Annotated in this window: 17 protein-coding genes; 13 read left to right on the top strand and 4 right to left on the bottom strand. The window is 69.0% G+C overall.

Going from position 1 to position 13149, the window contains the following annotated elements; genetic code table 11:
• The first annotated feature begins 12 nt into the window (after nt 1-12).
• From JOD54_RS17875 to JOD54_RS17815, 13 genes are all read left to right on the top strand, one after another.
• Nucleotides 13-429 (top strand): flagellar hook assembly protein FlgD, encoded by a 417-nt coding sequence (locus JOD54_RS17875; protein WP_204451617.1) that lies wholly within the window; start codon nt 13-15, stop codon nt 427-429.
• Nucleotides 430-493: 64 nt separating this feature from the next.
• Nucleotides 494-1324 (top strand): flagellar hook-basal body complex protein, encoded by an 831-nt coding sequence (locus JOD54_RS17870; RefSeq protein WP_204451616.1) that lies wholly within the window; start codon nt 494-496, stop codon nt 1322-1324.
• 111 nt (nt 1325-1435) lie between these two features.
• Nucleotides 1436-1717 (top strand): flagellar FlbD family protein, encoded by a 282-nt coding sequence (locus tag JOD54_RS17865; protein WP_204451615.1) that lies wholly within the window; start codon nt 1436-1438, stop codon nt 1715-1717.
• Entirely contained in the window at nt 1717-2484 is a 768-nt protein-coding gene (locus JOD54_RS17860) for a flagellar motor protein (protein ID WP_204451614.1), read from the top strand. The genes JOD54_RS17865 and JOD54_RS17860 overlap by 1 nt, the downstream gene beginning before the upstream one ends.
• Entirely contained in the window at nt 2484-3374 is an 891-nt protein-coding gene (locus JOD54_RS17855) for a flagellar motor protein MotB (RefSeq protein WP_204451613.1), read from the top strand. The genes JOD54_RS17860 and JOD54_RS17855 overlap by 1 nt, the downstream gene beginning before the upstream one ends.
• Nucleotides 3375-3390: 16 nt before the next feature.
• Entirely contained in the window at nt 3391-3828 is a 438-nt protein-coding gene (locus JOD54_RS17850) for a flagellar basal body-associated FliL family protein (RefSeq protein WP_204451612.1), read from the top strand.
• A gap of 212 nt (nt 3829-4040) precedes the next feature.
• A complete protein-coding gene (locus tag JOD54_RS17845; protein ID WP_204451611.1) occupies nt 4041-5000 on the top strand; it encodes a flagellar motor switch protein FliM in 960 nt (319 codons plus the stop codon).
• Nucleotides 4997-5728, top strand: coding sequence for a flagellar motor switch protein FliN (gene fliN / locus JOD54_RS17840; protein WP_204451610.1), 732 nt, complete (start codon nt 4997-4999; stop codon nt 5726-5728). Before JOD54_RS17845 ends, fliN begins: the two co-directional genes overlap by 4 nt.
• Nucleotides 5728-6105 (top strand): flagellar biosynthetic protein FliO, encoded by a 378-nt coding sequence (gene fliO / locus JOD54_RS17835; RefSeq protein WP_204451609.1) that lies wholly within the window; start codon nt 5728-5730, stop codon nt 6103-6105. Before fliN ends, fliO begins: the two co-directional genes overlap by 1 nt.
• Nucleotides 6102-6944: a flagellar type III secretion system pore protein FliP gene (gene fliP, locus JOD54_RS17830; RefSeq protein WP_307860148.1), complete on the top strand. Its 843-nt coding sequence runs from the start codon at nt 6102-6104 to the stop codon at nt 6942-6944. The genes fliO and fliP overlap by 4 nt, the downstream gene beginning before the upstream one ends.
• A 10-nt stretch (nt 6945-6954) precedes the next feature.
• Nucleotides 6955-7224, top strand: a complete 270-nt coding sequence (gene fliQ / locus JOD54_RS17825) for a flagellar biosynthesis protein FliQ (RefSeq protein WP_204451608.1) — start codon at nt 6955-6957, stop codon at nt 7222-7224.
• 1 nt (nt 7225) lies between these two features.
• The gene (locus JOD54_RS17820; protein ID WP_204451607.1) at nt 7226-7993 is read left to right on the top strand and encodes a flagellar biosynthetic protein FliR; all 768 of its coding nucleotides are present in this window, start codon (nt 7226-7228) and stop codon (nt 7991-7993) included.
• The gene (locus JOD54_RS17815) at nt 7990-9081 is read left to right on the top strand and encodes an EscU/YscU/HrcU family type III secretion system export apparatus switch protein (RefSeq protein ID WP_204451606.1); all 1092 of its coding nucleotides are present in this window, start codon (nt 7990-7992) and stop codon (nt 9079-9081) included. The genes JOD54_RS17820 and JOD54_RS17815 overlap by 4 nt, the downstream gene beginning before the upstream one ends.
• On the opposite strand, the gene JOD54_RS17810 is transcribed toward JOD54_RS17815, so the two are convergent.
• The 4 genes from JOD54_RS17810 to JOD54_RS17795 form a co-directional block, all read right to left on the bottom strand.
• A complete protein-coding gene (locus JOD54_RS17810) occupies nt 9078-9443 on the bottom strand; it encodes a CPCC family cysteine-rich protein (protein ID WP_204451605.1) in 366 nt (121 codons plus the stop codon). The genes JOD54_RS17815 and JOD54_RS17810 overlap by 4 nt on opposite strands.
• 59 nt (nt 9444-9502) lie before the next feature.
• The gene (locus JOD54_RS17805) at nt 9503-9697 is read right to left on the bottom strand and encodes a hypothetical protein (protein WP_204451604.1); all 195 of its coding nucleotides are present in this window, start codon (nt 9695-9697) and stop codon (nt 9503-9505) included.
• Between the two features lie 267 nt (nt 9698-9964).
• On the bottom strand, nt 9965-10684 hold the full coding sequence (locus tag JOD54_RS35570) for a CPCC family cysteine-rich protein (RefSeq protein WP_307860147.1): 720 nt from the start codon (nt 10682-10684) through the stop codon (nt 9965-9967).
• A 300-nt stretch (nt 10685-10984) separates the two neighbouring features.
• A complete protein-coding gene (locus JOD54_RS17795; protein WP_204451603.1) occupies nt 10985-12928 on the bottom strand; it encodes a HelD family protein in 1944 nt (647 codons plus the stop codon).
• Between the last annotated feature and the right edge of the window lie 221 nt (nt 12929-13149).

Below are 13149 nucleotides of genomic sequence, written 5' to 3'. Positions count from 1 at the left end.
GCGAGGAGACACATGACCGCCCCCATCTCGGGAACCCAGGCAGGCGCCCCCGCGGCGACCACGGCCAAGAACAGCAGCGCGCTGACCGGCCTCGACTCGCAGGCGTTCCTCAAGCTCCTGGTCGCGCAGCTGCGCTACCAGGACCCGAGCAGCCCGACCGACCCGACCGCGTTCATGACCCAGACCGCGACGCTGACCCAGGTGGAGAAGCTCACCGCGCTGGCCGACTCGCAGTCGAGCCTGCTCACCTCGCAGCTGAGCGCGCAGGCGAGCGCCCTGGTCGGCAAGGCGGTCAGCTACAAGACCAAGGTCGACGGCGAGACCCTCACCGGGACCGTCAGCTCGGCCACCTTCGGCGCCAGCCCCACGGTGCGCATCGGCAACGCCGACGTCCCGCTGTCGCTGGTCACCGGTCAGCGCACCGCCTGACCCACCCCAGTACCCCAACACCCCTAGACCTGTAGTCGACCACGAGAAGAAGGCTGGAAACCCTATGTTGCGTTCCCTCTTCGCGGGCATCAGCGGCCTGCGCAGCCACCAGACCATGATGGACGTCACCGGCAACAACATCGCCAACGTCAACACCAGTGGGTTCAAGAGTTCGGCGGTGGTGTTCGAGGACGCGCTCAGCCAGAGCATCCGCACGGCCGCCGCGGCGGGCGCCAACACCGCGGCGCAGAACCCCGCGCAGGTCGGTCTCGGTGTCAAGACCGCGGGCACCAGCGTGAACTTCACCCAGGGCAACAGCCAGCTGACCAACCGCACCGGCGACATGCTCATCCAGGGTGACGGCTTCTTCGTCATCGACAACGCGGGCCAGCAGGCCTACACCCGCGCGGGCTCGATGGCCTCCGACGCCCAGGGCCGCCTCACCTCCGCCGACGGCGGCCTGGTGCAGGGTTGGATGGGCACCGCCGGTGTCATCGACCAGTCGCAGCCGATCGGCGCGCTGACCATCGACTCCACCACCTACGCCAGCTACTCGCTGTCCCCGGACGGCACCCTGGTCGGCATCCTGGCCTCCAACGGCCAGCAGCAGAACATCGGCCGCATCTCGATCGCCAAGTTCTCCAACGTCACCGGCCTGGAGAAGATCGGCGGCTCGCTCTACCGCGCCACCGCCAACTCCGGTGCCGCGCAGGTCAACGCCCCCGGCAGCAACGGCATGGGCGTGCTGGTCTCCGGCGCCCTGGAGATGTCCAACGTGGACCTCGCCCAGGAGCTGACCAACCTGATCATCGCCCAGCGCGGGTTCCAGGCCAACTCCAAGATCATCAGCACCTCGGACGAGCTGCTGCAGGACCTGATGAACCTCAAGCGCTAGTCGACCGGCGGCGGGCGGTTCACCTCAACCGGGTGAGCCGCCTGCCGATGGTTGAACCAACGGGGGTCCACGGACGGGCCCAACTCGGACGGCACCCCAAGGACGGACGCTGTGATACTGCTGAATCGGCTCAACGGCCAACCCTTCGCGCTCAACCCGGACCTGCTGGAGCGGGCCGAGTCCACCCCGGACACGGTCATCACCCTGGTCAACGGCGCCAAGTACGTGGTGGCCCAGTCGCTCGACGAGCTCGCCGCCCTGGTGCGCGAGCACCGCGCGGAGATCCTCGGCCAGGCCCAGGACGCCGCGGACCACGGTCACCACCGGCCGGTTCCCACCCTCGTCGACTCCGGCGAGGCCACCCTGCTGCACCTGCCGGAAAGGGGCATCTGATGGATCCGGCAAGTCTCGCTGGCGTAGGCCTCGCACTGGTCGCGATCGTCGTCTCCATGCTCATGGAGGGCGGCGACCCGATGTCCATCCTGCTGCTGCCGCCGATCATCCTGGTGGTGTTCGGCACCTTCGGCGTGGCGATGGCGGGCGGCATGCTCAAGGACGCCGTCGGCGTCATCGCGCTGATGAAGCGCGCGTTCCTCTCGCCCAAGATCGAGGGCGGCGCGGTCATCGACGTCGTGGTCAAGCTCGCCGACCGCGCCCGCCGCGAGGGCCTGCTGGCCCTGGAGGACGAGGCGAAGAAGGTCGAGGACCCGTTCCTGCGCAAGGGCCTGGAACTGGCCATCGACGGCACCGACTCCGACGAGGTCCGCGAGATCCTCGAGGCGGAGATCGAGACCAAGCGCAAGCACGACAAGGTCGGCGCCAAGATCTTCACCGACATGGGCGGCTTCGCGCCCACCATCGGCATCATCGGCACCGTGCTCGGCCTCGTGCACGTGCTGGAGAACCTGGCCGACCCGAGCCAGCTGGGCCACCTGATCGCGGGCGCCTTCGTGGCGACGCTGTTCGGCGTGATGACGGCCAACGTGTTCTGGCTGCCGATGGCCAACCGGCTCAAGCGGATCAGCGAGCTGGAGTGCGAGCAGATGATGCTCGCGCTCGAGGGTGTGCTGGCCATCCAGGCCGGGTCCAACCCGCGCCTGGTCGCCCGCAAGCTGCGCAGCCTGGTGCCCGCCAGCGCCGAGCAGGACAAGGCAGCCTGATGTCGGGCAAGCGCAAGCACCGCGGCGGCGGCCACGAGGAAGAACACGAGAACCACGAACGCTGGCTGCTCACCTACGCCGACATGATCACGCTCCTGATGGTGCTGTTCATCGTCATGTTCGCGATGTCCACAGTGGACGCGAAGAAGTTCGACCAGCTCAAGGAGAGCCTGGCAGGCGCCTTCGGCGGCAGCCAGTCGCTGGTCGTCGGGGGTGCCTCCGGCAGCCCGGACACCTCGGGGGTCAGCCCTGACAAGATCGACCTGCAGTCCGCGGCGGGCGGCGAGGGCGCCGACGTCACCACGATGAGCAAGCAGGAGGCGGAGAAGGCGGTCCAGCAGTCCGACCGGGCCAAGGCCGCGGCCGACCTGGAGAAGGCCCGCCAGGAGGTCGCCAAGCTGCGCGAGGTGCAGAAGCAGATGACCGAACTGCTGGCGAAGGCCGGGCTCACCGACTCGGTGCAGTTCACCATCGACCAGCGCGGCCTGGTCGTCACGATCGTCACCAGCTCGGTGGTCTTCGCGGGCGACAGCGCCGAACTGCTGGTGCAGGGCAAGGAGGTCCTCGACGCGATCGCGCCGTCGCTGGCCATGCTGCCCAACCACCTGGAGGTCGGCGGGCACACCAACCAGCTGCCGGTGCCGACGCGCAACTACCCGAGCTCGTGGGAGTTGTCGACGGCGCGGGCCTCCAGCGTGGTGCGCTACCTGCTCGGGCACGGTGTCCCCTCGTCGCGGATGACCGCGGCGGGCTACGCCGACACCAAGCCGCTGTACGCACCGAGCGACCCGCTGTCGGTGACCCGCAACCGGCGGGTCGAGGTGGTCGTGATGTCCGACCAGTCCGCCGAGGTCAAGGCCCTGCTGCCGACCGCGGCGACCGAACACTGATCCGGAGGGAGGAACCATGGGCAAGACCGAGAAGAAGACCGACGAGACCGAAGCGCCGGAGAAGAAGGGCAACAAGAAGCTGCTGCTGATCCTGGTGCTCGTGGTACTGCTGGGCGGGGGTGGCGGGGCGTACTTCTTCCTGTTCCGCTCCAGCGAGCCCGCTCCCCCGGAGCCGGGCGAGGTGCTGGTGCTCGACGCGGTGACGATGAACCTCACCGACGGGCACTACCTCAAGCTCAAGATGGCGCTGCAGGCCACCGCCGACGTGACCGAGAAGCTCGACGGCAGCAAGGCACTGGACCTGGCGGTCGCCCAGTTCAGCAACAAGACCGTCGCCGAGCTCTCCAGCAACGCCGCGCGCGAGGAGCAGAAGAAGGAGCTCAAGGAGAAGATCGGCAAGGCCTACGACGAGGAAGTGATGGACATCTACCTCACCGAGTTCGTCATGCAGTAGGACCCGTGCTCCCCCTTCGCGGGGATCGTGCAGTCCGATCGGGACCGACCCAGCCCCGGTCCCGATCGGACTCACCCCGCGGGTGGCAGGCGGAATCCCGCACACCAACACCGATCGGATGAACCTCGGTCCCAATCGGACCCATCACCCGATCGGAGGACATCGAGCGGTACCTCACTCAGATACCCGGCGACCCGGCCGATAGAGGCGGAGTGCAGACACCTTCGTCATCACCGGGCCGTCGGGCTGGCGGCGCGAAGACCGGCGGGCTCGTCACCGACGGGCGTCGGCTGGCCAGCTACGACTTCCTGAGCCCGGCGAAGCTGCCGCGCGAGCACCTGCGCACCCTGCAGCTGGCCTACGACACGTTCGCGCACCGGTTGGCCATCCTGCTGACCTCCCAGCTGCGCGTGGTCTGCCGCGTCACCGTCGCCTCGGTCGAGCAGATGTCGGTCGACGAGTTCCTGGCCCGCGAGGCCGAACCGGTCGTGGTCGCGCCGCTGCGCTTCGACCCGCTGCCCGGCGTCGCCGTCCTGGAGGTTCCGCAGGTCACCGCGCTGACCCTGATCGACCACCTGCTCGGCGGGTCGGGCGGCAAGCAGCACGTGCGGCCGCTGACCGACCTGGAGACCCCGCTCATCCGCGACCTGCTCGGCGACGTGCTCACCGAGCTCAAGATCGGCCTGGCCGAGTTCGTCAGGGTGGACCCGATCCTGGGCGCCCTGGAGTACAACCCGCAGCTGGTGCAGGTCGGCGGGCCCGCGGACGTGATGGTCACCGCCAGGTTCGACCTGCACGTCGCCGACGCGGAGAGCACGCTGACGCTGACCGTGCCGCTGCAGTCGGTGCTGCCCTCGCTGCAGAGGCACAGCGAGAGCGACGAGACCACCGCCGGTGAGCGCGCCGCCCAGCAGGCCGCCCGCGACCTGCTCACCCAGGGCCTGCGCGAGGTGCCGGTGGAGATCGCGGTGCGCTTCGCCCCGGCCAAGCTGCGCTCCAACGACCTGTTCGACCTGCGCCCGGGGGACCTGCTCGCACTCGGCCACCCGGTGGACCGCCCGCTCGACATCACCACGGCGGGCCGGGTCTTCGGCCACGCCGTCGCCACCAAGCAGGGAGCCCGCCTGGCCTGCCAGGTCGTGGCCGCGAACACGGAGGACATCCAGCTATGACCAGCACGCACACCGACTCCTCCGCCGCCGTGCGCGCCGCGGCCGAGGCCGCGCTGACCGTGCTGCCCGCCAGCGAGGCGCTGACCGTCGGCGCGCCGGTCGGCGACGCCGGGTCCCTCGCGCTGCCCGGCGCCGCGGTGTGCGCCGACCTCAGCGGGCAGACCCAGGGCACGCTGGCGGTGCTGGTCAACCAGGAGCTGGTCGAGGCGCTCAAGTCCAGCCCGCTCGGCGAACTGGACCTCGGCGCGGCCGTGGCGCCCGCGCTGGAGGCCGCGGCCAAGGTGCTCGGCTCGGTCGCCGGACCGGGCAGGCAGAGCACCCCCGAGGCCGCGCTGGCCTCGATGGCCGAGACCGGGACGCTGATCGGCGTCCCGCTGACCGCCGGTGCCGCGATGCAGGCGGTCGTGGTGCTGTCCACCCCCAAGCCCAGCGCGCCAGCGCCGCGCCAGTCGGCCAACCCCACCCGGTCGGCCACCTCGGCGATGGACCTGCTCAGCGGCGTGGAGATGGAGGTGACCGTCGAGCTCGGCCGCACCAGGATGACCGTGCGCGAGCTGCTCTCGCTGGGCTCCGGGTCGGTCATCGAACTCGACCGGGCCGCGGGCGCCCCGGCCGACGTGCTGGTCAACGGCAGGCTCATCGCGCGCGGGGAGATCGTGGTGGTCGACGAGAACTTCGGGATCCGGATCACCGAGATCCTGGCGGGCGCGGCGGCGGACGCCATCTGATGGCGGACCTGCTGCGGGTGTTCATCGCCCTGCTGCTGGTGCTGGCCGCCCTGTGGCTGGCCGCGCGGCTGGCGCGGCGCCCGATGCGCAACCGGCGCCGCGGCGGCGCGCTCGACGTGCTGGCGCGCACCCAGCTCAGCCGGGGCGCCAGCGTCGCGGTCATCCAGGTGGACAAGACCGCGCTGGTGCTCGGCGTCACCGACCACCAGGTGAACCTGCTGCACGTGGCCGACGCGGACGCCTTCGCGGTGCCCGAGCCGCGCCCGCCGCTCAAGCCGGAGCTGGACCAGCCCGGCTCGCTGGCCGGGTCGGCGCTGTCGCCGAGCACCTGGAAGCAGGCGCTGGACGCGCTGCGCGAGCGGTCGGTGCGCAAGTGAGCGCGGCGGTGGCAGGTGCCGCCCGGCTGGGCCGGATCCGGCGCTCCAGCGTCCTGGCGATGCTGGTGGTGCTGATCGGACTGCTCGGCTCGGTCGGGTCGGCCTCGGCGCAGACCGGGCCGGTCACCGTCCCGGCCGCGGTGGTCCAGCCGGTCGAGCCGATCCAGCCCAGCGAGCCCAGCGGCGTCACCGTCACCGTCGGCACCCCGGACAAGCCGTCCGAGTCCATCGTCATCCTGCTGCTGCTGACCGCGCTGTCGGTCGCGCCGTCGCTGCTGCTGCTGTGCACCAGCTTCACCAAAATCTTCGTTGTGCTCGGCATCACACGCAATGCCCTTGGATTGACCAACGTCCCGCCGAACCAGGTGTTGGCGGGACTGGCGCTGTTCCTGAGCCTGTTCATCATGGGCCCGGTGGTCAGCGAGGTGAACTCGCAAGCGGTACAGCCCTACCTCAAGGGCGAGAAGACGCAGTCGGTCGCGTTCAACGACGGGATGAAGCCGTTGCGCGAGTTCATGCTCAAGCAGACCCGACCGGAGGAGATCGCGCTGTTCACGAAGGTGGCGGGCAACGAGAAGCCCGCGAACGCCACCGACGTGCCGACCAGCACGCTGATCCCGGCTTTCGTGCTCTCCGAGTTGCGCGCCGCCATGCTCATCGGCTTCGTGCTGTTCATCCCGTTCCTGGTCATCGACATGGTCGTCTCGGCGTCGCTGATGTCACTGGGCATGATGATGTTGCCCCCGGTGACCGTCGCGCTGCCGTTCAAACTCCTGCTGTTCGTGCTCGCCAATGGCTGGGGCCTGCTCATCACCGCCCTCGTCGGCACCTACTCGTAAGGGATCCGCCGTGAACGACACCACCATCATCGAGCTCGGCGTGCAGGCCATGCTGGTCACCGGCAAGCTGGCCGCCCCCATCCTGCTGACCGCCCTCGTGGTCGGTTTCGGCATCTCGCTGTTCCAGTCGGTGACCCAGATCCAGGAGGTCACCCTGTCGTTCGTGCCCAAGGCGATCGGGGTCGCGGCGGCGCTGCTGCTGACCGGGTCCTGGATGGTGCACGAGATCGTCAGCTTCACCGGCGGCCTCTACGAGCGGATCCCGGCGCTGGTCGGCTGAGGTGGAGGCCGCGCTCGCCCCGGGGACGCTCACGGCGCTGCTGCTCGCCGTGATCCGGTGCGTGGCGTGGTTGATCACCTGCCCGCCGTTCAACGGGCGGGCGATCCCCGGGACGATCAAGGCCATGCTCGCGGTGGCGATGGTGCTGCCGCTGGTGCCCAAGCTGTCGACGAACGTGCCCAGCTCCGAGACCTGGACGCTGATGATCGCGGCGATCGAGCAGGTCGTGGTCGGCGCGGGGCTGGGGTTCCTCACCGCGGTGATCTTCGCGGGGGTGCAGGCCGCAGGCGACCTGCTCGACGTGTTCGGCGGGTTCTCGCTGGCCTTCGCCTACGACCCGCTGTCGTTCTCCGGCAACGCCGGTGTGCTCGGCCGGTTCTACGGCCTGACCGCCACCGCGCTGATGTTCGCCACCGACGCCCACCAGTTGGTGATGCGCGGCTTCACACTGTCGTATGAAGCGATCCCGCTCGGTGGCGGCTTCTCCCTCGAAAGGCTGGCGGACCTGCTCACCACCGGGCTAGGCAGGCTGTTCCTGGCGGCGGTGCTCATCGCGGGCCCGATGATCGTGGTGCTGTTCTGCGCCGACATCGGCCTTGGCCTGCTCAACCGAGTCGCACCCGCGCTGAACCCGTTTTCCGTGGGTTTCCCTGCGAAGGTGGGTCTCACGCTGGTGATGGTCGGGCTGGCCATCACGTTGCTGCCGCAGGCGGTGCACGCCATCGCCGAGGAAGCCACCAACGCCGTACTGAAAGCGATCGGGCGATGAGCGGGAACAAGGACGCCACCGAGAAGCCGACACCGAAGAAGCTCAAGGAGGCCAGGTCAGAGGGCCAGACCGCGCGCACCCAGGACCTGGGTGCCTGGGCCGCGGTGCTGGTCGCCACCTGGGTCATCCCCGGGGTGTTCAGCGACCTGTTCGACAGCAGCGCGGGCCTGCTGCGCCGGATCGCGAAGTTCATCGCCAACCCCGACCAGGCCGACGCCTTCACCCTGCTCGGTGACGCGTTCAAGGACGGCGCGCTCGCCGTCGCCCCGCTGCTGGGCGCGACGCTGCTCGCGGTGCTGGCTGGCGCGGGCGTCCAAGGTGGACTGCGGCCCGCGATGAAGCTGCTCAAGCCCAAGTTCACCCGGCTCAACCCGCTCAAGGGCCTCAAGCGGATGTTCGGCCCGCAGTCGGTGTGGGAGCTGGTCAAGACGATCCTCAAGTGCGGGATCCTCGCGGTGGTGCTCTACACCGCGGTCAAGGACCTGGTCCCCACCATCATGGGCTCGGGCTCGCTGCCGCTGCAGGCCCTGGTCGCCACCCTGGGCGACACGGTCCTGTCGCTGATCCGCCTGGCCGCCGTCGCGGGCCTGGCGATGGGCGTCGCCGACTACCTGGTGGCCAAGCGCCGGGTCGGCAAGGAGCTGCGGATGACCAAGCAGCAGGTCAAGGACGAACACAAGAACACCGACGGCAACCCCGAGATCAAGGGCCAGATCCGGGCCCGCCAGATGGCCATGAGCCGCAACCGCATGATGTCCGACATCCCCACCGCCGACGTCATCATGGCCAACCCCACGCACGTGGCCGTGGCCCTGCGCTACGACCCCGACAAGGGCGCCCCCCGCGTGGTGGCCAAGGGCGCGGGCGAGATCGCCGCCAAGATCCGCGAACTCGCCACAGAACACCGAGTCCCCATCGTCCGCGACATCCCCCTGGCCCGGGCGCTCTACAGCGCGTGCGAGGTCGGTCAAGAGATCCCCATGGACCTGTTCGGCCCGGTAGCCCACGTCCTGGCCTTCCTCCACCGCCTCCGCAGCCGAGGCTCCGCAGCAGGCATCCACAACATGCCCGCTGGCGCAGCGGCCTAGCCCTTGCGCCAGAACGTATCCCGCCACCAGTACAAGACGGTGCGGTCCTCAGGCCAAGCCGCCCACTCGTCCTCGTCTTCAAAGCTGTCGACAGCCGGATCTATCGGACGCCACGCGGGGTCGCGGACATCGGTGGGCAGAACGGGCCGCACGTGAGCCACAAGCCTGGCCTCACACGCCCCCAACTCCACGAAGTTCCGCTGCCCCTCCACCAACGACACGTAGTTGGCCCCCTCCGTCGAATGCGGCCACCGCAACTGCGAACTGTCATCCTCCCAGAAGCACACACCGCAAACCTCATACGACTCAGGCGGCTCAGCCAGCGTCAGATACCCGCAACACGGGCAGGGGAAGGATCTCATGGCATCAGACCTCTCGATCTTGAACGTCCAGCGTGAGGTCGCGTGCCCACATCCCCGCCTTAGAACGCGACAAGATCATCCGGTGCCCCGAGCTCGACCAAGGCGGTGATCGTCGAACCGTCAACCACCGTGGACCGACGAACCACCTCGTTGTCATCCGGCTCGTAACCGTAGTGGGCCTCGAACCCGGCCATCAGCTCACCGACTACCAACGTAACGGCGTCGGCCCACGCGGCATGGCGTTGTCCGCTCACCGCAACTCCAGGGTGAGGTCCCCACCCCAGATACCCAGGACCACCCGGTGTCCGTGCACAGCGAGCTCCAGCCCGACCAAGTCACCAACCTCGTTGTACCTGCTCCCCCACCACACCAACCGCCGCCCCCTCTGCTGGCAGATCCATCACCAACTCACGCACCAAGATCGCCTCCGGCGGCCACAGGTACTCCGGCATGGCCTGGTCAGGACGCGGATTGATCAGCGGTCGCCAAGAGTCCCTCGAGTTCGCCGGCCCACATACGGTTCATCGCCGCCCCGCCCGCCAGAACGTGTCCCGCCACCAGTACAAAGTGGTCAGATCAGTGGGCCACTCGCCCCACTGATCCTGGCCCTCAAAGCTGTCGACCGCCAAGTCGATCGACCGCCAACCCGGATCACGGCTCTCCTCTGGCAAACCAGACCGAACCTGTGCGGCAAGGCCCACATCGCACACCCCCACCGCCTGGTAGTTCACCTGGCCCTCCACCAACGACACCCGATTGGCACCCGCAGTCGAGCACGGCTTCCGCAACTGCACCGCGTCGTCTTCCCAGGAGCACACCTCGCAGATCAAGTGCGAACCCGGCGGCTGGTCGAACGTCCGGTACCCGCAACACGGACAAGGGTGGGTCCGTTCCTCGGGTGCACCGATGGGGAACGGTTGGCTGGCCCAGGTGAGGTCACCGGCCCACATTCCCGCTACCAGCCTGCGTCCGTTCAGCACCAACACAAGCCGTACCAGGTCGTCGTACTCCGAGTAGTGGTCCTCTATGGACTCGACCACCGCTCCCGTCGCGGGCAGGCCAGGCAGGTCTCGCGTCCGGAACTCCTCCACCGGCTGGAGGTAGGACGGTAGTTCACCGTCTTCCTGCAGATCAACGACCAACACCCAGTCTGTCCACACCATCAGAACAACAGCTGAGCCGCCCGCGATCGCCAGCCGCACTGAGCTGAGCGAGCCATCCTCGAAGCGGAACTCGGTCACCCTGGTTACCCGCGCACCGCGCAGCGACTCTGGCGACACTTCATTCAGCGGGCGCCAACTCATCCGACGACCTTACGTGGCGACCAAGCCTCCTGCCATCTCGTTTCTCAGCGAGGCTGAACGAGTCACCACCACAAGCCAGACCTGGGGTCTAGCATCAGATCGTAGGAGTTCTCGTTGTCCAGTGTCACCTGCACGGCGTAAACATCGCCCGTTCCGCCACCAGTGCAAAAGTGCTCATCACCACGCCACACTGAGGCTAACAATCGGGTGTCGCATGCGACCCAAAGCACGCCAGAATCATTCTCTCGCCCCTACCGAGCCGCCCAGGAACTCCGGCAGATCCCCAGTGTGCAGGATTGTCAGCCGCGAGACTGCTCGGGTTAGGGCTATGTAGAGGAGCGTGAGGCTGTCAGCGGCTATGGCAGCCGGTTCCAGGAGGTAGACGTGGTCGAATTCTAGGCCTTTGGCGAGGGTGGCGGGGATTAGGGCGGTGGTGATGGTTTCGGCGACGGGGAGGTTGAGGGCGGCGTGGAGGGCTGGGTAGTGGTTGTCGGGGGCGATGATGCCGGTGCTTTCGGGGGTGTGGTCGTTGGTGATCGCGGCTACCAGCGCGGCGGCGATGTCGGGGACGCGGGTGGTGGTGAGGGCGCTGGGGGCGTGGCGGACGGATTCGGTGGGTGGGAGGTCTGGGGCGATGTGCGGTAGTAGTCGGTTCGCCACGGCTAGGAGTTCGGCGGGGACGCGGTAGCTGCGGCTCAGGGTCACCACCCGGCTCGGCAGGCCCAGGTGTTCGCGGACGACGTCCCATCCGGCCGCTGCCCAAGGTGTGGTCCGCTGGGCCATGTCGCCCAGGACGGTGGCCGAGTCGATGCAGCGGCGGCCGATGGCGCGCAGCTGCATCGCGGACAGGTCTTGGGCTTCGTCGACGACCAAGTGGCCGTGGCGTTCGGGTTCTCGCAGGTGCGCGCTGATCTCGTCCAGCAGGAACAGGTCCGCCGCGGACCACTTGGTGGTCGTGGGGGCGAGCAGCCCGCACTCGGCCGGGTCGAGGATTCCCGCCGCTGCGGCTGGGTCGGCCAGCAGTTCCCGCAGGACCCGCTCCGGTTTCGCCACTGGCCAGATGGCGGTGGCAACCGCCCGCACCCCCTTCGTCCTGGCGACCCGCCGCGCCTCCGCATCCGAGAGAGAACGGCCGCGCTGCTCCAAGACGCTGCGCACATGGTCGACGAGCCGGTCGGTCAGGTGGGCTCTGGCCAGGTCCCACGCGACGCCCGACTCGATCAGGTCGGCGGCGAGGTCGGCGACGGTTTCCGGGGACACCCGCACGAACGGGCTGGTCTCGCGGACGAGCAGGTCCTCGGTCTGCGCGCCCACCCTCGCAGCCATCACCCGGCGGATGACCGCGACCATCCTGGCGTCGCCCTTCACCGCGGCGACCTCCGGCCGCTCGGGGACCGGCGCCCGCGCGGGCCCGGTGAGGTGCTCGAGCACCACGTGCCGGACGTCCTTCTCGCCGAGCGCGGGCAGCACCCGGTCGATGTAGCGGACGAACAGGTCGTTCGGGCCGACCACCAGCACTCCCCTGCGGTGCAGCGCCTGGTGTTCGAACAGCAGGTACGCCGCCCGGTGCAGCCCGACCGCGGTCTTGCCGGTGCCCGGCCCGCCCTGGATGATCAGCGTCTCGGCCAGGCCGCCGCGCACGATCGCGTCCTGGTCGGGCTGGATCGTCGCCACGATGTCGCGCATCGGCCCGAACCGCGGCCGTTCGATCTCCTCGCGCACCAGCGCGCTCAAGCCGTCTTCGGCGCCGCGCACCGGCTCGTCGTCGAAACTGGTGAGCGTGTTGTCCTCGGCGAAGCCGAACCGCCGCTTGCGCAGCACGCCCATCGGATCCGTCCGGCTCGCCCGGTAGAAGCGCGCGGCCATCGGGGTGCGCCAGTCGGTCACCACGATCTCGCCGTCGCGCGCCGGGTCCCCGACGTGGCGTCTACCGATGTAGACGGATTCGGCGCCCTCGAGCTCCATCCGCCCGAAGAACAGCGGACGCCCGTCGTCGTCCTCGATCTGCCGGGCCCGCCGCAGCAACCAGATGACGAGCTCGTCGTCACTGGTCCTCATGGCCCGCTCGGCCATGTCCAGCAGCTCGGTCCTGCTGCGCCGCAAGCAGTCCACGGCATGGTCGAGGTGGGCGCGCTCGGCTTCCAGTTCGGCGCGACCCGAGGCCGCGCGGGTACCACTCATCTCAAGCGATCCAGGGGTTCGTCCGCGACGCCGACCAGGCGCCGCGAAACCCTACTACCCCACCGCGACCCGCCGCCGCACTTTTTCCACCGGGAACCTGGGGGCCGCCGATCCGGTTCCACCGTGCGGCCAAGGGCGCCGCGGTCAACCACTGCAACCAGCTCCGCCGCCGCAGAGGCCCAACGGTTCGGCGTGCGCTCCGACGACCGGATGCCTGCCGA

The organism is Actinokineospora baliensis, assembly GCF_016907695.1.
Lineage (GTDB): Bacteria > Actinomycetota > Actinomycetes > Mycobacteriales > Pseudonocardiaceae > Actinokineospora > Actinokineospora baliensis.
The sequence above is the reverse complement of the archived record's forward strand: the minus strand, read 5'-3'. Positions and strand labels throughout refer to the sequence as shown.

Coding starts and splice junctions, on each gene's coding strand:
- fliN (WP_204451610.1), top strand. CDS start 4,997: ATGACCAGCACGCACACCGACTCCTCCGCCGCCGTGCGCGCCGCGGCC.
- JOD54_RS17855 (WP_204451613.1), top strand. CDS start 2,484: ATGTCGGGCAAGCGCAAGCACCGCGGCGGCGGCCACGAGGAAGAACAC.
- fliO (WP_204451609.1), top strand. CDS start 5,728: ATGGCGGACCTGCTGCGGGTGTTCATCGCCCTGCTGCTGGTGCTGGCC.
- JOD54_RS17815 (WP_204451606.1), top strand. CDS start 7,990: ATGAGCGGGAACAAGGACGCCACCGAGAAGCCGACACCGAAGAAGCTC.
- JOD54_RS17850 (WP_204451612.1), top strand. CDS start 3,391: ATGGGCAAGACCGAGAAGAAGACCGACGAGACCGAAGCGCCGGAGAAG.
- JOD54_RS17795 (WP_204451603.1), bottom strand. CDS start 12,928: ATGAGTGGTACCCGCGCGGCCTCGGGTCGCGCCGAACTGGAAGCCGAG.
- JOD54_RS17810 (WP_204451605.1), bottom strand. CDS start 9,443: ATGAGATCCTTCCCCTGCCCGTGTTGCGGGTATCTGACGCTGGCTGAG.
- JOD54_RS17870 (WP_204451616.1), top strand. CDS start 494: ATGTTGCGTTCCCTCTTCGCGGGCATCAGCGGCCTGCGCAGCCACCAG.
- JOD54_RS17875 (WP_204451617.1), top strand. CDS start 13: ATGACCGCCCCCATCTCGGGAACCCAGGCAGGCGCCCCCGCGGCGACC.
- JOD54_RS17860 (WP_204451614.1), top strand. CDS start 1,717: ATGGATCCGGCAAGTCTCGCTGGCGTAGGCCTCGCACTGGTCGCGATC.